Here is a 19,989-nt window from a genome sequence, read left to right on the forward strand (position 1 = left end):
CGTGAAACATTCAACGCCTTTTTATAATTTTGTTTGGAATTGATCAAATAATTGTAAAAGGAATACCGCTTGTAAGGCGGCATTCCTCATTATTACTACTTGGTAAACTGTTGGTCGGTAGCTTCGTTGTTCTTGCTTACCACGTTAGTCATCTGTTGACTGATGCTGTGGCTGTTGGTGGTAGTGGAATAGATGGAGCTGGCACTGGCAATCCCCGCCAGAGCCGCGCTAGCAACGATAAAGATAACAATAGTCTTAATGAAATTCATTTAAATTCTCCCCTCTCACAGATCCGTTAGCAATTTTTGTTAACGTGAACAGTAAATGAACATTATTCATTGTACTATTGTTAATCTGAGATGCAAGAGATTTGTCTTACTTTTGGGAAGTAAACGTTTTCAATTGCCTATCGCTATCAATTGCGTTCCCCAGCACCCTTTTGAATTGCTTCCCACAAGCCGTTGAGATATGAGATTCCCAGGGCGCGATCATAAAGGCCATAGCCGGGCCGCCCGTTTTCACCCCAGATATTGCGACCGTGATCTGGCCGGATATAACCATCAAAGTGCGCTTCGTATAGGGCCCGCATAATTTCGTACATGTCCAGTGATCCTTCAGAGGACAGGTGGGCCGATTCATAGAAATCACCGTTGGCCATCAGTTTAATGTTGCGGGCATGGATAAAGGGCGCCCGATCCTTTTTCACGAATTCCCGAATAATCGCCGGAACATCATTGGCCGGATTTTCGCCGAGACTGCCGGTGCAGATCGTAAAGCCATTGTAGCGGGACTCGTGCATCCGTTCGATTGCAAGCATGTCATCACGGTTCTTGAAGATTCGTGGCAGGCCAAAGAGCGGGCGCGGTGGATCATCCGGGTGAATTGCCATCCGAACGCCGCACTTTTCGCAGGTTGGAATAATGGCGTCGAGAAAGTACTTCAGATTTTCACGCAGCCGCCGCTCATCAACCCCCTCGTAGGCTTCAAACAGGTGCTTAACCTTGGCCAAGCGCTCCGGTTCCCAACCGGGCAAAACGTAGCCGTTGGAATTTTCCTCTACCGACCTGATAATCTCTGCCGGTGAGCCTTCTACAAGTTGGTGCTGGAAGGCCAGGTCCGTGGATCCGTCAGCCAGTGGATAATGGAGGTCGGTCCGCACCCAGTCAAAGATCGGCATGAAGTTGTAGCAGATCACCTTAATCCCATAGGCCGCCAGGTTTTCAATCGTCCGCTGGTAGTTTTCAATGTATCGGTCCCGGCTTGGCAGGCCGATCTTGATGTCATCGTGGACGTTGACCGACTCGATCACCTCAAGTTTCAGGCCGGCAGCCTCAACCTCTTTTTTCAGGGCCGCGATCCGTTCCTTTGGCCAAACCTCCCCGACCGGAATGTCAAAGAGGGCCCCGACGACCTGGCTCGTTCCCGGAATCTGGCGAATGTCGCGGAGCTTAATTGAATCGTTTTGCTTCCCGTACCAGCGAAATCCCATGTTTTTCATTGCTTATTCTCCCTTCTAATACTTGCCATATTCCTGATTGATTGCTTGAATCGTCGCCCGCACTGCACCTGGTCCGCTGATCAGCCGTTTAAAATCACCCTCGATCTTTTCGCCCAGGCCTAATTCGTAGAGGTCGTTGCCGAAGATCGACTGGTTGCGCAAAATTGGCTGCAGGCTAGAATGAACATCCGCGTTCCTACCCAGTGCGATGCCTGAAAGCGCGGCGTGCAGTTGTTCATACAGCGGGTCCGGACTCGGTGTAAAAGCGGCGCCACGATCGTCGACTGCTAACAGGTAGCGGCACCAGCCAGCAATCACTAGGGGAATAAATTCCAAGTTGGCCGGATTCAAATCCGGATCGTCTACGTAGTGCTGGAGGGTCACCCCGTAGCGCACACCGACCTTTTGTGACGTGTCCGTCACAATCCGCTGTGGCGTATCCGGGATATTCTTATTCGGCAGGCGCTTGGTGACCAATGTATCAATGAATTCCTTGGGGTCGATGATTCCCGGATTATCAACGACGGGAAGATCCTCCCCGTATCCCAGGTTCTTGATCAGGCGAAGCAAATCATCATCCGTGGCGGCCGCCGCAATCGACTGAAAGCCCAGCAGACAGCCAAAAATCGCCAGGGCCGTGTGCAGCGGGTTCAGGCAGGCCGTCACCTTCATCTGATCAGCGGCGTTAACCGTTTGCCGGTCGGTCATGATCACCCCAGCCTTTTCCAGGGCTGGCCGGCCGTTGGGAAAGCTGTCCTCGATTACTAGATAGTGGCTCTCCTCCGTGTTACTAAAGGGTGCCATTTTGGTATGCTTGGTGGTCCGTACCAGGGCGGTATCCTCAAAGCCGCTGGCCGTTAGCTCCTGTGCGATCGTTGCGGACGGATTGGGGGTGATTCGATCAATCATGGTCCAGGGAAATGAAATCCGGTGGGGATCACTAAGGTAGTCGATAAAGTCGTGATTCACAAAGCCATTTTTCTCCCAGCCCTCTGCGATCGTCATGACGGCCTCCTGGAGGCGCTGGCCGTTTTTTGAAAAGTTGTCGGTAGAGACTAGCGCCAACGGGGCCTGGTTAGCCTGGTAGCGAACCCACAGCAGGCTGGCGAGCATCCCCATATTGGTTTGCGGATTTGCCGGCCCGTCAGCGATCTCCTCGGCCGCAGCCGTGCTGAGCTTCCCATCCAGATTCTTAATCGCATATCCCTTTTCGGTAATCGAAAGGGTCACCAGCTGCAGGGACGGTTTAGCAAAAATTCTTTCTAGCTCACGATAGCCGGGCAGGTTCGCCGCCCCGGCATAGATGCTCTTGGCAACACTGGCAACCACTTGCTTCGTCAAGATTCCGCTGGTGCCCAGTTCAACGGTCAAAAAGCGGTTGTGATACGGACGGTAGAGGCGGTCAACCACCTCTTGGTCGTACGTTTCCACCACCACGATCCCGCTCTTGAGCTCGCCGGCATTCAGCAGCTGTTGCGCAATCAGCGCGTGAAAGCAGCGAAAGAGGTTGCCCCCACCAAAGTGCAGCCAGACCGGTTTCTCTGCCGTTGCCGTCGCCATTTGTGCCTGGTCAAACTGTGGCACCGCGATCCCCGCCTGTCGGAAATCCGTTGCGGCCGTTTGGTAATCATCGTTTAACTTCACCATTTCAATTCAGCTCCCATCTAAAAAAAGCGAGCACGAAGCAGTAGCCCCGGCTCACTTTTGTTAATTTTACCGTGAAACGCGGACGCCCGCGCCACCGTCCATCACGGCCCGAACGTCGGCTTCGGTCGTGACGTTGAGGTCACCGAGCACCGTCAGCTTCAGCACGCTGGCTGCGATCGCGTGGTCAATTAATTCCTGATCTGCAAAGTCATTCAAGATTCCGTGCATCAGACCGGCACCAAAGGCATCCCCGGCGGCAACCCCTTCTAAGACGTCAACCTGGTAGGCCGGGCTCTCGGTGAACTTGCCGTCCCGGTAAACCAGTCCCATCCAGGTGGACTTGTCGACGGACTGGATGTTCCGCAGCACGCTAGCAACCACCTTGACGTTTGGATAACGCTTGGTGATTTCCTTCATTCCATCTTCAAAGGTTGAGCGCTGTTCGATCCCGTGGGACATGTCGCCATCAAAGGCGTGAATGCCCAGTGACTGTTCGAAGTCCTCATCGTTGGCGATGCAGATCGTCACGTATGACATGACCTTCTGCATGAATTCTTGGGCTTCTGCAGTCGTCCAAAGCTTACCCCGGAAGTTCAGGTCGCAGGCAACCTGAATGCCGTGCTCGCTGCAGTACTGGCAAGCGTTCAGAACCGCCTGGCGCAGCTCGGTGGACAGGGCCGGCGTGACCCCGCTGAAGTAGAAGTAGTCCGCTCCCGCGAGCAGCTTGCTCCAGTCGTATTCATCCGCGTGGGAGATTGAAAAGGAACTGCCAGCACGGTCGTAGGTCACGTTCGTGGAACGAACACTGTGACCCTTTTCAAACACGTACATTCCCAGCCGGGGACCGCCCCGCAGGATCAGGGAAGTATCAACGCCGAATTGGCGCAGCTGGTTGATGGCCGCCTGTCCCAGAATGTTTTCCGGCAGCTTGGAAACGTAGGCAACCTGATCGCCAAACATACTCAGCGAAACGGCAACGTTAGCCTCGGAACCACCATAGTTTACGTCAAACTGGTCGGCCTGAAGGACCCGCTTCATATTGGATGGCTTCAAGCGCATCATCATCTCACCAAAAGTAACAACTTTTTTCATTATGCTTTTCTCCTTTTTATGTCTCTATTCTGCGTATTCAAGGGCGTAGTTGGTCAACAGGTCGCGCATGATCAGCATGACGTTCTTGCCCAAGCGGGCCTCTTCATCGTTGCCGAGCATCGCGTAGGCAAGGATCAACTGACCATCATAGGTGCTGACTGCCACCTGGAACATTGGTGCACGCCGGTAGCTCCCCAGCATGTCAAAGTCGGTCACCTGACAACCGGCAAAGTGGAATTTAGCTTTGTCGACAATTCCAAAGTTAGTATAGGAAATCGTCCGGACGTGATAATTTTCCTCACAGATCTGCTGAAGTTGGGCCAGCGAGTAGTTGGCGTAATTATCAACCAGTGTTTTGACTGATTCAAGGCATTGGAACTGCTCCTTGTTGGCCGCCATTGCGCGGTGAACGGCCTGAACGGCGGTTGCAAACGGGGCCTGCGGGTCGGAAGCAACACTAATATTATACCGCGAAGTATGATTAGCAACTCGCAGTTCTGGCGAGCCCGGAATAAATTTCCGCATGTCGGTTGGGCAGGCTAGTGAAATCTGCTCGGTCGCCGAGAAGCGTTGGACGGCCTGTCCATAGGCCGCCATGAAGAGGTCATTTAAGGTGACCCCGGTGGCGTGGCCTGCCTTAATCAGCTTGGACAAGAACTCTTCGTCCAGGTGCAGGGCTCCCGTCCGGTAATGCTGGTCGTGGGAGTCGGCAAGCTGAGGCATCGTCAGCGGGTCGGCCGGGTGATCGGCCCCCTTTTTGACCTCAACCGGATGCTGGGCCAGCAAGTCGTGCAGCCAATCGATATCGGTATGATTTTCAACCGTGCTTAGATCATCACCATTATATGCCCGGGCCAGCAGGGTCATGAACTGCTTAGCACCGGCCCCGTCGGTCAGGATGTGGCTGAGGTAGATCGTCACATCCTGTCCTGTTTCCACTTGATTCAGATAAACGCGCAACTGGGGATCGCAAAACAGGTCCCACTTGGCCCAGTCCGCGTCTGGATCGATTCCCTGAAAGAGGACGCCGGTTAAATCATCAGTCACGGTCACAAAGCTGTTGTCAGCAAGAACGTACTTGCAAAACAATTCTGGAATTGCCCGTCCGCACGCTAACAGGGCCGCCTGAAATCGTTTCAGATCAAAATTCCCGGTTAAGACAAAGTGAATCCGGACAATCGGGTAGAGTTCATCCATCCCAATCGTATGCAAAATATTCAATGGGTTCCCGCGATATACTGCCATTCTAAAAGCCCCCTAATAAAAAAGAGACCGGGAATTAACCTAGCCTCTTTGCTGTTACATAGCTTATAAATGCTACAGCGCGGTAGCTGGCTGGATCATGAACGTTGATAAATCAACGTCCATGACGCCTAGCCAGCCTCGCGGGGGTGGGAAAACGAACTCGCAAGCGATTTCTGTCCCACTCCCCCTGATATCCAATTCAATCAATTAGTATTGGAAAGGATTCTCGTGTGCATCGAACAGCTCGTCTGGTTTAGCGTCGCCAAAGAAGCCGAAGTATTCGTAAGCGTTGTTGTAGGCAATGTCTTGAATAATCTTGCCCAGGTATTCTTCATCTTCTGGTGCCCGACCTTGTTCAACCAGTTCACCAAAGAAGTTGCACAGAACCCGACGGAAGTATTCGTGCCGTGGGTAGGACAGGAAGCTCCGGGAGTCGGTCAGCATGCCGACAAAGTTTGGCAGCAGGCTTTGTTGAGCAAAATCACGCAGTTGAGTCGTCATCCCTTCAGCGGTGTCGTTGAACCACCATGCAGCACCCAGTTGCATCCGTTGCTTGCCACCTTCCAGGAAGCAACCCATCAAGGTTACTAATTGCATCCAGTCGTTTGGATTCAGGGAGTAGAAGATGGTCTTTGGAATGTTGTTGGAGTCACGCATCGTGGAGTAGAGCTTTTGAATCTGGTCAACAATGTCTGGCTGGGTCCCCATCGCGTCGTAACCGGTATCCTGACCCAGTTGCTTGAACATTGGGTGGTTAAGGTCACGGATGGAGTTGATGTGGAACTGCATCGTCCAGTTGTACTTGGTGTTGAGCTTCATCATTTCTTCCAGGAACATCGTCAGCCACTTGTCGTATTCAACGCCGGTAACTTCTTCGTTAGCTTCGGCCTTCTTCATGATGGCGTCCAGCTCTTCGTCGGTTGCTTCGGCGAAGTGGTAAGTCAGAAGGGAGTGGTCGGACAGACGACCGCCCATGTCGTTGAAGTATTGGAACCGTTGCTCCATAGCCTTGATCAGGTCACGGAAGGAGTTGATTTCAACACCGGAGATTTCACTCAATTGCTTGATGTATTCAGCAAAGGTTGGCTTGTTGATCTGGATCAGGTTGTCTGGCCGCATTGCAGGCAGAGTCCGGAAGCCGTTTTGCCGTTCTTCCTTCTTCAAAAGCTTGTGGTAGTGCAGGTCAGAAGCAGGGTCATCCGTGGTGCAGACGGCCTTAACGTTGGACAGCTTGATCAGGTTGCGTGGCTTGAAGTCGTCAGTTTGCAGAAGTGCGTTGGCCTTCTTCCAAACTTCTGGAGCGTTCTTGGTCGTCAGTGGTTCGTCAATGCCAAAGAAACGCCGTAATTCCAGGTGCGTCCATTCGTAAACCGGGTTACCAACGGCCTTTTCGATCGTGCCGGCCCAGGCCATGAACTTGTCGTAGTCATCGGCGTCACCAGTGATCAGGTCCTCTGGAACACCGTTGGCACGCATCAGACGCCACTTGTAGTGGTCACCATAGTGGTCTTCGTTGATCCAAATCCGGGTAATGTTGGCGTAATTCTTATTCTCATAGATTTCCTCTGGGTTCAAGTGACAGTGGAAGTCGATGATCGGCATGTCCTTTGCATAGTCGAAGAAGAGCTTCTTGGCCCATTCATTGGTTAACAGAAAATTCTTGTCTAATAAAGTCATTGTATATTCCTCCTAAGCAAAGTTAAAACTACTTAACGTCAGCGTCACCGATAACACCGTGTTCCCAACGACCGTTATCCAGGTCAGTAGCAATTTGCTTGAACTTGGAGTCGCTGATCTTGTACAGGAAACCAATGATGATGGCAGCCATGATCAGGCAGAAGCCTGGGTAGAGGGTCATTGCAGCCTTGATCCCTTGCAGGGTCTTAGCGGATTGGTGAGCGTTGGCAACGTAACCAGTAATGGCCAGAACACCGGAACTAACCAGGGCAGCCAGTGACTGAGCAAGCTTCCGTGAGAAGTTGAAGGCGGCGTAGGTAATACCTTCCTTCCGCATCCCAGTGTGCCATTCACCATAGTCAATGGCATCGGAAACCATGGCCCAGGTAATCCCGTTTGGAATCGCCAGGGCGGTGTAACCGATCGTAACTAAGACGATGAAGGTTACCACGTTGGTTGGCAGGAAGAAGTTGACCAGGTTGGCAACGGCACCGACAACGAATGACCACATTGCGGTCCGTTTCTTACCAAAGTGCTTGGTCAGGGTAGGGATCATGAAGACACCGACGATTGAGCAACCCATCATAACGGCGTTGATAATTGGCTGCAGGCCAATGTTACCCAGGTTGTATTGAGCGTAGAAGACCATCATTTGGTTGTTGGTGTTCATTGCGGAAATCGTGAACAGGGTCATCAGAATCAAGGCACCCAGTGGGCCGTTCGTGAAGACGACCTTGATGTAGTCCTTGAAGCCTTCCCGCTTAGCATTCTGGTCACGGTGAACCTTAACGTTTTCCTTCGTCCCAAAGTAGCAGACGGCAAACATCAGGACACCCATGATGGCGAAGACGGCGGAAGCGAAGAAGTAACCATGCATCTGGTCCTTACTACTCATCCCACCACCGACTAATTCCATCAGTGGGATGAAGGCAACCCCGGCGATGAACTGAGCACCAACGGAACCAACCTGCCGGGAAGTAGCCATAAAGCTACGGTCCTCAGGGTTCCGCGACATGACCGACGCTAGCGAACCATACGGGTCATTGGTAAATGAATAAACAACCCCCCAGATCATGTAAACGGCATAAGCGTAAATGATCTTTTGACCGGTTGTCAATCCCATCGGCATCGTAAAGGTAACAACCGTCATGATCCCCAGGATAATGGCGGAGATCATCATGACAGGACGGAACTTCCCTTGCTTACCAATGTTCTTCCGGCCATCGACGAATGAACCGGCGATTGGGTCCATAAAGGCATCGAAGATCTTGGTGAAGGCAAAGATCCCGGCAACGGCACCGGCACCAATCCCGGCGGCATCGATCCAGAACTTCGTCAGGTATGCCTGACCAAGATCAAACATGAACCCGTTCCCGAAATCCCCGAAACCATAGAAGACCTTTTGGTGCGTTGGGATCTTCTTGTTATAGTTATCAACTTTTTTAACCGTATCGTCCTTTGCCTTTACAGCAGCGGTCGATGACTGTTGATCGCTCATACGGTAAAACCTCCTTAAAACACACGTGAACAATTACAACAAAAATAAAAATGGCACTCTCTTAACTAATAAAGAACCAATAAAAGCCGCAATGAATGATTGCTTTGCTAAAAGGAAAGGGCTAACATCCAGTAGCTTTGACCAATCACCTTTAACACAATTTATAATATCACATAAATCTGAAAACGTTAACATTTTTTGTGAAAATTATAACGTTTTTTTGTTAATTTCTTCTGCCAACCGAGCAAGCAAAAGCTAACCGGCCTCCCCGCAGGTAAGCGAGTGGCCGGTTGGAAATTTCTATAAATGCTGTTGAATCAGTTTTTGTGTCCGCTTTCCTAATCTGACAAAGGCCGTCCGCTTGTCGGTGGTCAGCCGGAATTCCGGGGTGCTAATACTGAACGCCCCGTATGTCCGATGATGAGCAACGATCGCAAAGCCAAGGCAATAAACCCCCGGCTGGTTTTCAACATTATCGATCGCATAGCCACGCTCCCGAACGGCAGCCAGGTCCCTTTGCAAAGCAGTCTGGTCAACAATCGTGTTTGGCGTCAGTCTCTCAAAATGCACACGTTGAAAATAGTTGGCCAAGTGCTGGGGCGAATAGGTGGCCAAAAGCGCTTTCCCCATTGCCGACGAGTACATATTCATTGTCCCGCCAATCACGGAAACCAGCTTAATGCTGTGCGTGCTCTCCATCTTGGATAAAAGCACAATTTTATCATCCTGTTCAATCCCGAGGTTCACCGTTTCCGCGGTCTGGTCCCGGAGCGTTTTGAGAAACGGGGTGGCAATTTCTACAATGTCAATCGAGTCATTCACCGTCTGTGCATAATGCAGAAAGACCGTCCCCAGGCGATAGGTCTTTTGATCGCCATTCACAATGGTGCGAACGTAGCCACAGTATTCGAGCGTTTGGATGATCTTGTAAATGGTTGGTTTCGAAATGTTCAGGTGTTCATCAAGCTCACTGAGCGTCGGTGCCTCCGTGGTCGATGCGAGGTAGTCAAGGATCTGTCTGGCCTTTAGCAGAACGGTCCCGTAAAGCTTCTCTGTCATTGTCTCACCCGTTTCAACCCTTAGCGGACAAGGTAGCCGCCATCGACGGGCATGATCGTACCGTTAACGTAATTGGCCGCGTCACTCGCCAGGAAGACCGCCGCCCCCATCAGTTCATGGGGTTCGGCCCAATGCCCCGCCGGAATCCGGCTCAGGATCTCCTGGTTGCGGGCCTTATCGGCGCGAATTGGGGCCGTGTTGGCCGTCTTGATATAGCCAGGCGCAATTGCGTTGACCTGGACACCATAGGCCCCCATTTCACTGGCGAAGGCCTTGGTTAGCCCCGCAACGCCATGCTTGGCAGCCGTGTAGGACGGGATAAACTTGCCGCCCTGGAATGACAGCATTGAGCCGATGTTGATGATCTTGCCGTGCTTTTGCTTAGCAAAGACCTTGGCGGCCGCCATTGATAGGTGGTAGACAGCATTCAAGTTGATGTTGATCACCGCGTCCCAGTCCTCATCCGTGGACTCCAGGAGCGGATTGCGCCGAATCATCCCGGCGTTATTAATTAGGATGTCAATGTGGCCAAAGGTTGCCAGGGCCTTGTCAACGACCTGCTGGGCAGCACCATGAGCGGTCAGGTCAACCTGCATGAAGGCCACCTTTCTCCCCCGCTTCTCGATCATTTGCCGGGTGCTTTCCCAGCCGACCTCGTGGTGCGCCGGAATAAAGATGTCGGCGCCGGCCTCGGCAAGAGCAACCGCGTAGCCCTGCCCCAAGCCAGTGTTACCACCGGTGATGATAGCGACTTTACCGGTCAGGTCGAAGGCGGACATCTTAAACTTATCCAGTGCTGCTTCGTTTTGTCGAATCTCTTCTTGTGATTGTGCCATTAAAATCACCCCTATTTCAAATCGTGCATGTCGACCATGTCCATGTCATCGTACGTCTGGTTTTCACCGCACATTGCCCAGATGAAGGCGTAGTTGCTGGTGCCGACGCCACAGTGAATCGACCAGCTCGGGTTAACAACCGCCTGTTCCGGCTCCAAGACGATGTGCTTACTCTCGTCCGGTTTCCCCATGAAGTGGAAGACCCGGGCATCTGGGCTGCCGAATTCGCAGTACATGTAGGTCTCCATCCGCCGAGCATGGGTGTGACATGGCATCGTGTTCCAGGAGTTCCCCGGTTCCAGCACCGTGTAGCCCATCTGCAGCTGGCAGGTGTCCATGCTAGAGGCGTCGATGTACTTATAGATCGTCCGCTTATTCATGTGGGCCTGGTCGCCCATCGGCATCGCGATCGCGTCCGCAAACGGCAGCTTCTTGTTCGGGTAGGTCTTGTGGGCCGGGGTCGAAACGACGTAGAACTTCGCCGGGTTCTGGGAGTCGTCTGAGCCAAAGATGACCTGTTTGGTTCCCATACTGATGTAGTAGCCGTCGTGGGCAACAATCGGTTCCTTTTTGCCATCGATCGTCACGAAACCACTGCCGCCAATGTTGATAAAGCCGAGCTCCCGCCGCTGCAGGAAAAAGTCCACGCCGAGCTCCCGATCCAGCTTGATCTCCAGTGGCTGACCGGCCTCGGGGGTCACCCCACCGAAGATCATCCGATCGTTATAGGTGTAAGTCAGAAGAATGTCGCCAAGTGAGAAAAGCTTCTCCATTAAGAACTCTTCCCGGAGCTCCGCGGTATCGTAGTGTTGGATATCCTTGGGGCTGTGAGCATAACGCGTTACCATCTTAAAAGTCATTTCATCGTCCTCCGTTTCTATATAAGAAATATGGTTTCTTATTTATATTAATTATTATAGATAATTAGGCGTCCGATGCAAGCCCTTTCATTTGGGAGCAAAGAAAAAGAACTGCCCGGATAGTGAAATCTGGACAGTTCGCTTTAATTGTTATTTCTTTTGACCGACTCCCGAACGACCAACGATGGCTTGCTACCGATGACTCGATCGGTCTGGGGGGTATTGCCATCAATCAGCTCCTTCAAGGTTAGGACGCCGTTGCGAGAGATTTCCATGACCGGCTTACGAATCGTGGTGATCCGGGGATGATAAAACTTGGAATAGGTGTTGTCGTCAAACCCGATAAACGAGATTTGGTTCGGAACATCATAGCCGTAATCGTAGCAGGCGCGGATCGCCCCCATCGCCATATCATCGTTTTCGGCAAAGACGCTGGTTGGCAATTCACCGCTGTTGAGGATTTTTTCCATTGCCTGGTAGCCGGAACTGAGGCTATAGTTCCCCGCCACTTGCCATTCCGCAGGCAATGAGATGTGGTTTTTCTTTAACACGTCGCAGAATGCTTGGGTCCGTAGCTTCGTCGAGACGAAACCCTCCCGACCGGAAATCAGGGCAATTTTGCGGTGGCCCATTCGGAGCAGGTAATTGATCGCGGTTGACGTCCCCAGGTAATCATCCGAATAGTAATTGTACAGGTCAGTGCGTTCAATCTGCCGGTTTAAGACTACCAGCGGCTTGCCGGTCGCGGCCAGCTGGTCGATGTATTCATCATCGGAAGCCGCCTGACTCAACACTAGTGCCCCGTCAAAACGGAAGTTAATGTTTTGGTGGGAACGACGCAGATTGGCAAAGCTGTCGACCGCAATCTCATAACCCGTCGGCAAGAATTCCCTAATTTGGTGAAGAACGGCGGACATGAAGCTCGGTGACGTCCCATCCGACATGTCGGTAAAGTAAACCGCAATGATAAAGGATTTTTTCTCGACCAGGGCCTTGGCGTTCAGGTTCGGCGAATAGTTCATCTGCTCAGCGAGCTGCCTGATCTTTTTCTTGGTTTCTTCCTTAACCAGCGGGCTATCGTTTAAGGCCCGTGAGACCGTTGTGTGTGAGACATTCGCCTTCTTGGCAATTGTCTTAATCGTTACTTTAGCGCTCCCATTCACTATTTTTCTCCCCCATCAATAGAATTGTGCTTATCGTATTATAAAATGACATCGGTTGTCAATTAATAAGCTCCTGATTGTAGGAAAGGCTTTGTGGAAATTGAATAGTTAACGTGTTCATTATTAACCAGCCGATAAATCCTCACCATTTTCCTACCATCAAAACTTCTGTATGCTTATTTTGCAATTCGTTAATCACTAACTCAAAATTACCAATTAATTTAAAACTAAAAAAAGAACCCTTGCCACGCAAGGGTTCTCATGGTAGAGATTACTTTTCGTTGTCGCGACGACGTTCAGCAATCCGGGTAGCCTTACCAGTACGTGCTCTAAGGTAGTACAGCTTAGCACGACGAACCCGACCATGACGGAGAACGTCGATCTTTTCAACCCGTGGTGAGTGCAGTGGGAAAGTCCGTTCAACACCAACACCGTTACTGATCTTCCGAACAGTGTAGGTAGCGCTGATACCAGCACCGTGGCGCTTGATAACAACACCTTCGAACATCTGGATACGTTCACGAGTACCTTCGACGATCTTGGCGTGAACCCGAACAGTATCACCGGCACGGAATTCCGGGATATCATCACGTAATTGACTTGCAGTAATCTTTTCGATTAACTTGTTTTGACGCATTATATTTTCTTTCCTTTCGCCGACATTCATGTCCCTGCTGGGGCAGCGGAATACCGTTATTAATGGCTAAACAGCCAATAACTACTATACTAGCTTTTGCTCTTTGATGCAAGGCCTATTTTTGGTGTTCCTGGTTAATGATCGAATGGCGCAGCCCGTAGGCAAAGTAAATGATAAGCCCGATCGCAAACCAGCCCACCATCAGGATCTTGGCGTCGATGTTCAGCCCCCAGAAGATGACGGCCGAGAAGATGGCCGAAACCGCTGGCAGGACCGGATACCACGGCATCTTGAACTGGGCCTCCGGCAGGTCCTTCCCCTCCCGTGGCCGCAGGGCGTAAATTCCCAGCGAAACGAAAATGAAGGCCACCAGGGTCCCCGCCGAAACCAGCGTCGCCAGGAAGGTAAAGGGGAAGACCGAGCCGAGGATCATCGCCAGAAAGGTGATCAGCCAGAGGGCGTGGTTCGGCACGTGCCGGTCATCGATTATCCCCAGGGTCTTGGGCAGGAGGCCGTCCCGCCCAAAAGCGTAGATCAGCCGGGACGAGGCCAGCAGGATGGCAATCAGTGCCGAGAAGATCCCGATGATCGCCACCACCGACAGCAGGTTGGCCGTCAGGTAGTGGCCGGAGTGACGCAGCGCCCAGGCGGCCGGTTCGGCGTTATTGGCGTAGCGGCTGTACTTGAACATCCCCACCAGCACCAGGGAGACGGCGATGAAGAAGCCGGTCCCCAGTACCAGGGTCCCGATCAGCCCCCGCGGCATCGTCTTCTGCGGGTTTCGCGTCTCGGCGGTGTTGGCCGCAATCGCGTCGAAGCCGACGTAGGCGATGAAGATCTGGGCGGTTCCGGCAAGGATCCCCTGCCATCCCCCGAAGGTCGTTCCCGGCCGGTGTGGCGGGATAAACGGCACGTAGTTTTTCGCCTGAATCTCCGTCGCCCCGACGACGATGAACATCAGGATCACCAGCAACTTGATCGCCACGATCGTGTTTTCGATCCGGCTAACCTGGTGCAGTCCCCGCGAAATTAGGATTCCGACCACCAAGATCGCCAGAGCGGCCAGGATGTCGACGTAGGAGCCGTGGGCCGGGTCAAAGCCACCGGTCAGGGCCTTAGGCAATCGAATCCCCAAGCTACCTAAAAAGCCCTGCATGTAGGCCGACCAGCCCGAGGCGACGAAGGCCACCGAGATGAAGTACTCGGCCAGTAGCGCCCAGCCGGCGATCCAGCCAAAGAATTCGCCGAAGAGGACGTTGATCCAGGAGAAGGCCGAGCCGGCAAAGGGCAGCACCGACGAGGTCTCGGCATAAGCCAGGGCCGACAGCCCCGCCCCGATCGCCGCGACGATGAAGGCCAGCGGAACGGCCGGGCCGGTGTGCTCGGCGGCAACGATCCCCGGCAGGGTGAAGATGGCGGTCCCAACCACCATTCCAGTTCCCAGGCCGATCAAGTCAATCGTCCGCAGGCTCGGCGTCAGCTTGGAATCCTTGGCCATGTAGACGTTGGGATCCTGCTTCCATAGTAAGCGTTCTAATAACTTTTTCATCGGCTCACCACTAATCCGGCACGTCCGGGTCTTCTTCGAGCTTGATGTCTTCTAACATCAGCTCCTGCTCCCGGGTTAGTTTGGCGGTCTCAAGGAGGTCCGGGCGCCGGTGGAGGGTCCGCCGCAGCGATTCCTTCATCCGCCATTCACGAATCTTTTGGTGGTTACCGCTGGTCAAGACCTCAGGCACCTTCATCCCCCGAAAGTCTGCCGGCCGCGTGTACTGCGGATATTCCAGCAGGCCATTGCTAAAGGAGTCGCCCATCGGGGAGGACTGGTTGCCCAGTACGCCGGGAACGAAGCGGACGGTGGCGTCGATCATCACCATTGCCGCCAGTTCCCCGCCGGTCAGGACGTAATCCCCCAGGGAGGCCTCGTCGGTTACCAGGTGGCGAATCCGTTCGTCATAGCCCTCGTAATGGCCGCAGATGAAGGTCAGGTGGTCCTCCATCGCCAGCTCCTGGGCATAGTCCTGGTCAAAGCGCCGCCCGGCCGGATCCATCAGAATCACCCGGCCCTTTGGATAGGTGTCCTTGGTCTCCTCTTGGACGGCCGCCATGGCGTCAAAGATCGGCTGGGGCTGGAGAAGCATCCCGGCCCCGCCGCCAAATGGCGCATCGTCAACGTGGTTGTGCTTATCCGTCGTGTACTTGCGAAAATCCGTCACCTGGATGTCCAAGAAGCCGCTGTCCTGGGCCCGACCCACGATCGACTCCCCGAGGGTTGCCTGAAACATGTCCGGGAACAAACTTAAAATATCAATTCGCACTATTCTAGTCCTTCCATTAATTCCACGATGACCTCGCCGTTCTCGAGGTCGACCGTCTTGACAACATCATCAATCACCGGCAGCAAAAGGTCCTGCTTGCCGCTTCGCTTGACCACCCAGACGTCGTTGGCCCCGGGTGAAAGGATCTCCTTGATCGTGCCGAGCTCTCTTCCCTCGACCGTCTTGACCTTGAGGCCGATGATCTGGTGGTAATAATACTGACCGTCCTCTAGGGGCTGCTGATCTTCTGCGCTCACCAGCAGCTCCCGGTTGCGAAAGCCCTGGACGTCATTGATGTTGTCATAGTCCTTGAATTTGACCAGGATGAAGCCCTTGTGTGGACGGGCACTCTCCACCGTCAGGGCCAGCGGTTCACCGGCGGCCTGCTGCAGGTAGAGGGTCTCACCAGCAGCAAAACGTTCCTCCACAAAATCGGTGGTCGCCATCACGCGGACCTCGCCGCGGATGCCGTGCGTGTTGACAATCTTGCCAACGTTATAAAATTCCATAATTTTCCTCCTGAAAAAGCCAAAAACTCCCACAGGTAAGTGTGGGAGTTTTTTATTTAATGGCGATGATCATTGATCAGCAACCGGACTTTTTTAGAGTTCGACCGTCGAGAACGCGCGCCCTCAACGACCGTCCGTAGCGCTGCCGCCACATGTCCCTGTCGGCCAATCAAGCGGCCAACATCAGCCGGGGCAACGTCAACTGTATACTGTCTGAAGCGGCTGCTCTCAGACTCAGTAATCGACAGCGCCTCCGGATGTTTCAAAAGCGGGGTTACCAAACTACGAATCAATGCCTCTATATCAGTCTCAGCCATGACCAGTCATCACTACTTCTTTGCGGCGTACTTAGCTTCGTGGAACTTCTTCATAACGCCGGCCTTTTGCAGCATGTTACGAACAGTGTCAGAAGGTTGTGCACCCTTTTGCAGCCAATCCATAACGGCGTCTTCGTCGAACTTAACTTCCTTTGGAGTAGTTAATGGGTTGTAAGTACCTAATGCAGTGATGAAACGACCATCACGTGGGGAACGTGAGTCAGCGACAACAATCCGGTAGAAAGGACGCTTCTTGGAACCCATGCGCTTTAAACGAATTTTAACGGACATTCTTTGCACCTCCCTGATTTCTTTTAACAGATAATAATATACCAGTCTTCAAATAGAATGTAAAGTAGTTTTTCTTGACAGTCGCAAATTTTCTTCAAATTAATGCTTTTTGCGCAGCTTGCGGAGTTTCTTGATCCGCTTTTGCTTGTCCTTCTTCATCTTGCGGGCCATTCGGTTCATCGCCATCTCGCCCATCTTGCCGCCCGGCATCTGGCCGCCAAAGAGATTTTGCATGCCGTTCATGTTCCCGTTGGTGACCTGCTTCATCATCTTGCGCATCTGGTTGAACTGCTTGATCATCCGGTTGACCTCGACGATCGGCCGGCCGGAACCAGCGGCCAAACGACGACGCCGACTCGGATTCATCAGGTCGGGGTTCTCCCGCTCCTCCGGCGTCATTGAGAGGACGATCGCACGGATGTGGGCAAACTGCTTTGGATCCAGGTTGACGTTCTTTAGGGCCGGGTTATTGGCCATCCCCGGCATCATCTTGAGGACGTTCTCCAGCGGACCCATCTTGGTGACCTGGTCCATCTGGGCGAGGAAGTCGTTGTAGTCAAACGAATTCTCCCGCATCTTGTCCATCGTTTCCTGGGCCTGTTCCTCGTCGAAGTTCTTCTGGGCCTTCTCGATCAGGGTCATCATGTCCCCCATACCGAGGATCCGCGAAGCCATCCGGTCGGGGTGGAAGACGTCTAAGTCCTCCATCTTTTCCCCTTCACCGACGAACTTGATCGGCTTGCCGGTGACGGCACGGATCGACATGGCGGCCCCACCACGGGTGTCCCCGTCGAGCTTGGTCAGGACTACCCCGGTGATGTCGAGCTTGTCGTCAAAGCCCTGGGCAGTGTTGACAGCGTTCTGCCCGGTCATGGCATCGATGACCAGCAGGATTTCGTCCGGGTGAACCAGTTCCTTGATGTTGGCCAGCTCGTCCATCAGCTGCTCGTCAATCTGGAGCCGCCCGGCCGTATCGATGATCACGTAGTCGTTGTGGTTCTGCTTGGCAACTTCCATCCCCTCGCGGACGATCTCCACCGGATCAACGTCGGTCCCCTTTTCAAAGACCGGCACGTCAATCTGCTTGGCAACCTGCTGCAGCTGGGTGATGGCAGCCGGCCGGTAAACATCGGCCGCGATGAACATTGGCCGGGCGTGTTCCTCATTCTTCAACCGCAGGGCCAGTTTGCCGGCCGTCGTGGTCTTCCCGGCCCCCTGGAGCCCGACCATCATGATGACGGTTGGAATGTGAGCGGCCTTGTTCAGTGGCACGGCCTCTTCACCCATCAGTTGGGTCAATTGGTCGTTCACGATCTTAACGATCTGCTGAGCCGGGTTTAAGCCCTTTAAGACCTCGGCCCCGGCGGCCTCTTCCCGGACCTTCTTGACAAAGTCCTTGACCACCTTGAAGTTAACGTCGGCTTCCAGGAGGGCCAGGCGGATTTCCCGCATCGTCTCCCGCAGGTCGGCCTCGGTCACCTTGGGCTTGCGCCGTAACTTTTCCATCGCCTTTTGCAGGCGCTCTGTTAATCCTTCAAATGCCATTTATTCTTCCTCCAAGCTTTCCAGGTGACCAACCAATTCGTTTAAGTGCTGGTCATCCGGATAGTGTGCGCGTACGTACTGTTGAATCTCATCGGCCTGCTTGTTGCGGGCTACGAACTCCGCGTAGAGGTGAAGCTTTTTCTCGTACCCCTCCAGGATGTTTTCGGTCCGCTTAATGTTGTCGTAGACCGCCTGGCGACTAACGCTGAAGTTTTCGGCGATTTCGCCCAGCGAGTAGTCATTACCGTAGTAGAGGTCCATGTACTCGTTTTGCTTCTTCGTCAGCAGCGGCTGGTAAAACTCAAACAGCGAATTGATTCGGTAGTTTTTTTCGATTTCCATTCGTCTTCACCTACTCGTCGACTTCGACCAGGCCCTTGAAAAGACCGTAGACAAAGTCACTGGCGTTGAACTTCTGCAGGTCATCCACCTGTTCACCCAGGCCAACGTACTTAACCGGCAGGTGGAGCTCATTTCTGATCGCCAGGACGATCCCACCACGGGCGGTCCCGTCGAGCTTGGTCAGGACAATTCCGGTGACGTCGGTGCTCTCCTTGAAGAGCTTAGCCTGGTTCAGGGCGTTCTGCCCGGTCGTGGCGTCCAGAACTAACAGGACCTCGTGGGGCGCGTCCGGAATCTCCCGGGTCAGGATCCGCTTCATCTTGGCCAACTCCTTCATCAGGTTGACCTTGTTCTGCAGCCGGCCGGCCGTATCAACGAAGAGAATGTCGTAGTCTTCCTTCTTGGCCTTTTGAACCGCATCGAAGACCACCGCGGCCGGGTCCCCGTTCTCGGGACCGGTCACGATGTCGACGCCGTCACGCTTGGCCCAGACGTCCAATTGCTCGGTTGCCCCGGCCCGGAACGTGTCGGCCGCCGCCAGCAGGACCTTCTTGCCCTGCTTCTTGAAGAGGGCGGCCATCTTACCGATCGTGGTCGTCTTGCCGGCCCCGTTGACCCCAACGAACATGATGACGGTCGGGCCCGACTTTGCCATGTTGAGGTCGGCATTCTCGTCCTTGCCAGCCGCATCGTAGAGTTCAACCATCTTCTCGATGATGACGTTAGAAACCTGCTGCTTGGTCTTGGCATTCTCCAGCTTAACCTCTTCGCGCAGCTCATCACTGAGCTTCATCGCCATGTCGTAGCCGACGTCGGATTCGATCAGCATATCTTCCAGGTCATCGAAGAAGTCCTCGTCAACGTGGCGGAAGTTGGCCAGGAACCGGTTGAGGCGGGCACCGAAGCCGGTCCGCGACTTCTCCAGTCCCCGGTCATACTTCTGCTCGGTTGCCGCTTCCGTTTCTTCCGGCGCGCTGCTCTGTGCTTGCTGATCCTCACTAGCCATGGACTCTGGCTCTGTTGGCGTCGCGTCCTGACTGGCAGGTGCTTCGGACTCCTGTTCGACACTGGTCGACGAGTCCGATTCTGGAGCAACGCTGGTCGGAGCACTCGGCTGACTGCTGGCAACCGGTTCCTTTGCAGGTTCGCTTTCGGCCGGCTCGCTTGATACCGGAGCAGGTGCGGTCGCCTGACTAGCTTGACTGGCAGGCATCGTTGGCTGAGCACTCTCTACCGGTGTCGTCGATTGCGTTGGATTTGTCGGTTGGCTGCTAACAGTTGGGGCCGTCGACTGGACCGGCGCTTGGCTGGCCGGGACACTTGGCTGACTGCTAGCAGGCGTTTCGGAAGGCGTCGAACTGGCCGGCTGATCCGCTGCCGATTCGGCCGGGCTGGTGGCCTGTTCCTCCTTCTTGTGACGCCGGAAAATATCAAATAATCCCATTAAGGATCCCT

General features: G+C 53.5%; 20 protein-coding genes. All 20 read right to left on the reverse strand.

What is annotated here, in order from left to right:
* Window positions 1–95: 95 nt before the first annotated feature.
* Window positions 96–269: a hypothetical protein gene (locus tag LKE23_RS03005; RefSeq protein ID WP_291978021.1), complete on the reverse strand. Its 174-nt coding sequence runs from the start codon at window positions 267–269 to the stop codon at window positions 96–98.
* 146 nt (window positions 270–415) lie between these two features.
* The gene (gene uxuA / locus LKE23_RS03010; RefSeq protein WP_291978022.1) at window positions 416–1,498 is read right to left on the reverse strand and encodes a mannonate dehydratase; all 1,083 of its coding nucleotides are present in this window, start codon (window positions 1,496–1,498) and stop codon (window positions 416–418) included.
* A 15-nt stretch (window positions 1,499–1,513) separates the two neighbouring features.
* Entirely contained in the window at window positions 1,514–3,145 is a 1,632-nt protein-coding gene (locus LKE23_RS03015) for a mannitol dehydrogenase family protein (protein WP_291978023.1), read from the reverse strand.
* Between the two features lie 66 nt (window positions 3,146–3,211).
* Window positions 3,212–4,237 carry a sugar kinase gene (locus tag LKE23_RS03020; RefSeq protein ID WP_291978024.1) on the reverse strand — a complete coding sequence of 342 codons (1,026 nt, stop codon included), beginning with the start codon at window positions 4,235–4,237 and terminating at the stop codon, window positions 3,212–3,214.
* 24 nt (window positions 4,238–4,261) lie between these two features.
* A complete protein-coding gene (locus LKE23_RS03025; RefSeq protein WP_291978025.1) occupies window positions 4,262–5,482 on the reverse strand; it encodes a condensation domain-containing protein in 1,221 nt (406 codons plus the stop codon).
* Between the two features lie 207 nt (window positions 5,483–5,689).
* The gene (uxaC, locus tag LKE23_RS03030; protein WP_267201536.1) at window positions 5,690–7,159 is read right to left on the reverse strand and encodes a glucuronate isomerase; all 1,470 of its coding nucleotides are present in this window, start codon (window positions 7,157–7,159) and stop codon (window positions 5,690–5,692) included.
* A 28-nt stretch (window positions 7,160–7,187) separates the two neighbouring features.
* Complete coding sequence (locus tag LKE23_RS03035) at window positions 7,188–8,657, reverse strand: glycoside-pentoside-hexuronide (GPH):cation symporter (RefSeq protein WP_291978026.1); 1,470 nt, start codon at window positions 8,655–8,657, stop codon at window positions 7,188–7,190.
* 300 nt (window positions 8,658–8,957) lie between these two features.
* Window positions 8,958–9,716 (reverse strand): IclR family transcriptional regulator, encoded by a 759-nt coding sequence (locus LKE23_RS03040; RefSeq protein ID WP_291978027.1) that lies wholly within the window; start codon window positions 9,714–9,716, stop codon window positions 8,958–8,960.
* A 20-nt stretch (window positions 9,717–9,736) separates the two neighbouring features.
* Complete coding sequence (gene kduD, locus LKE23_RS03045; protein ID WP_434737606.1) at window positions 9,737–10,552, reverse strand: 2-dehydro-3-deoxy-D-gluconate 5-dehydrogenase KduD; 816 nt, start codon at window positions 10,550–10,552, stop codon at window positions 9,737–9,739.
* 11 nt (window positions 10,553–10,563) lie between these two features.
* On the reverse strand, window positions 10,564–11,412 hold the full coding sequence (gene kduI / locus LKE23_RS03050; protein ID WP_291978029.1) for a 5-dehydro-4-deoxy-D-glucuronate isomerase: 849 nt from the start codon (window positions 11,410–11,412) through the stop codon (window positions 10,564–10,566).
* A 143-nt stretch (window positions 11,413–11,555) separates the two neighbouring features.
* Window positions 11,556–12,575 carry a LacI family DNA-binding transcriptional regulator gene (locus LKE23_RS03055; RefSeq protein WP_291978030.1) on the reverse strand — a complete coding sequence of 340 codons (1,020 nt, stop codon included), beginning with the start codon at window positions 12,573–12,575 and terminating at the stop codon, window positions 11,556–11,558.
* Between the two features lie 271 nt (window positions 12,576–12,846).
* Window positions 12,847–13,212, reverse strand: a complete 366-nt coding sequence (gene rplS, locus LKE23_RS03060; RefSeq protein ID WP_267201695.1) for a 50S ribosomal protein L19 — start codon at window positions 13,210–13,212, stop codon at window positions 12,847–12,849.
* Between the two features lie 115 nt (window positions 13,213–13,327).
* Window positions 13,328–14,761 (reverse strand): APC family permease, encoded by a 1,434-nt coding sequence (locus LKE23_RS03065; protein ID WP_291978031.1) that lies wholly within the window; start codon window positions 14,759–14,761, stop codon window positions 13,328–13,330.
* A gap of 10 nt (window positions 14,762–14,771) precedes the next feature.
* A complete protein-coding gene (trmD, locus tag LKE23_RS03070) occupies window positions 14,772–15,530 on the reverse strand; it encodes a tRNA (guanosine(37)-N1)-methyltransferase TrmD (RefSeq protein ID WP_291978032.1) in 759 nt (252 codons plus the stop codon).
* On the reverse strand, window positions 15,530–16,039 hold the full coding sequence (gene rimM / locus LKE23_RS03075) for a ribosome maturation factor RimM (RefSeq protein WP_291978033.1): 510 nt from the start codon (window positions 16,037–16,039) through the stop codon (window positions 15,530–15,532). Before rimM ends, trmD begins: the two co-directional genes overlap by 1 nt.
* Window positions 16,040–16,095: 56 nt before the next feature.
* A complete protein-coding gene (locus LKE23_RS03080) occupies window positions 16,096–16,356 on the reverse strand; it encodes a KH domain-containing protein (protein ID WP_291978034.1) in 261 nt (86 codons plus the stop codon).
* A 12-nt stretch (window positions 16,357–16,368) separates the two neighbouring features.
* The gene (rpsP, locus tag LKE23_RS03085) at window positions 16,369–16,647 is read right to left on the reverse strand and encodes a 30S ribosomal protein S16 (RefSeq protein ID WP_267201700.1); all 279 of its coding nucleotides are present in this window, start codon (window positions 16,645–16,647) and stop codon (window positions 16,369–16,371) included.
* Between the two features lie 99 nt (window positions 16,648–16,746).
* On the reverse strand, window positions 16,747–18,192 hold the full coding sequence (ffh, locus tag LKE23_RS03090) for a signal recognition particle protein (protein WP_291978035.1): 1,446 nt from the start codon (window positions 18,190–18,192) through the stop codon (window positions 16,747–16,749).
* Window positions 18,193–18,534 (reverse strand): putative DNA-binding protein, encoded by a 342-nt coding sequence (locus LKE23_RS03095; RefSeq protein WP_291978036.1) that lies wholly within the window; start codon window positions 18,532–18,534, stop codon window positions 18,193–18,195.
* A 10-nt stretch (window positions 18,535–18,544) separates the two neighbouring features.
* Window positions 18,545–19,978, reverse strand: a complete 1,434-nt coding sequence (gene ftsY, locus LKE23_RS03100) for a signal recognition particle-docking protein FtsY (protein WP_291978037.1) — start codon at window positions 19,976–19,978, stop codon at window positions 18,545–18,547.
* Window positions 19,979–19,989 lie beyond the last annotated feature (11 nt).

Source organism: Limosilactobacillus sp., assembly GCF_022482365.1.
Classification (GTDB): domain Bacteria; phylum Bacillota; class Bacilli; order Lactobacillales; family Lactobacillaceae; genus Limosilactobacillus.

Excerpts from the sequence above, each read along its gene's own strand:
- LKE23_RS03005 (WP_291978021.1), bottom strand. The coding sequence starts at position 269 with ATGAATTTCATTAAGACTATTGTTATCTTTATCGTTGCTAGCGCGGCT.
- uxuA (WP_291978022.1), bottom strand. The coding sequence starts at position 1,498 with ATGAAAAACATGGGATTTCGCTGGTACGGGAAGCAAAACGATTCAATT.
- LKE23_RS03015 (WP_291978023.1), bottom strand. The coding sequence starts at position 3,145 with ATGGTGAAGTTAAACGATGATTACCAAACGGCCGCAACGGATTTCCGA.
- LKE23_RS03020 (WP_291978024.1), bottom strand. The coding sequence starts at position 4,237 with ATGAAAAAAGTTGTTACTTTTGGTGAGATGATGATGCGCTTGAAGCCA.
- LKE23_RS03025 (WP_291978025.1), bottom strand. The coding sequence starts at position 5,482 with ATGGCAGTATATCGCGGGAACCCATTGAATATTTTGCATACGATTGGG.
- uxaC (WP_267201536.1), bottom strand. The coding sequence starts at position 7,159 with ATGACTTTATTAGACAAGAATTTTCTGTTAACCAATGAATGGGCCAAG.
- LKE23_RS03035 (WP_291978026.1), bottom strand. The coding sequence starts at position 8,657 with ATGAGCGATCAACAGTCATCGACCGCTGCTGTAAAGGCAAAGGACGAT.
- LKE23_RS03040 (WP_291978027.1), bottom strand. The coding sequence starts at position 9,716 with ATGACAGAGAAGCTTTACGGGACCGTTCTGCTAAAGGCCAGACAGATC.
- kduD (WP_434737606.1), bottom strand. The coding sequence starts at position 10,552 with ATGGCACAATCACAAGAAGAGATTCGACAAAACGAAGCAGCACTGGAT.
- kduI (WP_291978029.1), bottom strand. The coding sequence starts at position 11,412 with ATGACTTTTAAGATGGTAACGCGTTATGCTCACAGCCCCAAGGATATC.
- rplS (WP_267201695.1), bottom strand. The coding sequence starts at position 13,212 with ATGCGTCAAAACAAGTTAATCGAAAAGATTACTGCAAGTCAATTACGT.
- LKE23_RS03065 (WP_291978031.1), bottom strand. The coding sequence starts at position 14,761 with ATGAAAAAGTTATTAGAACGCTTACTATGGAAGCAGGATCCCAACGTC.
- rimM (WP_291978033.1), bottom strand. The coding sequence starts at position 16,039 with ATGGAATTTTATAACGTTGGCAAGATTGTCAACACGCACGGCATCCGC.
- LKE23_RS03080 (WP_291978034.1), bottom strand. The coding sequence starts at position 16,356 with ATGGCTGAGACTGATATAGAGGCATTGATTCGTAGTTTGGTAACCCCG.
- rpsP (WP_267201700.1), bottom strand. The coding sequence starts at position 16,647 with ATGTCCGTTAAAATTCGTTTAAAGCGCATGGGTTCCAAGAAGCGTCCT.
- ffh (WP_291978035.1), bottom strand. The coding sequence starts at position 18,192 with ATGGCATTTGAAGGATTAACAGAGCGCCTGCAAAAGGCGATGGAAAAG.
- LKE23_RS03095 (WP_291978036.1), bottom strand. The coding sequence starts at position 18,534 with ATGGAAATCGAAAAAAACTACCGAATCAATTCGCTGTTTGAGTTTTAC.
- ftsY (WP_291978037.1), bottom strand. The coding sequence starts at position 19,978 with ATGGGATTATTTGATATTTTCCGGCGTCACAAGAAGGAGGAACAGGCC.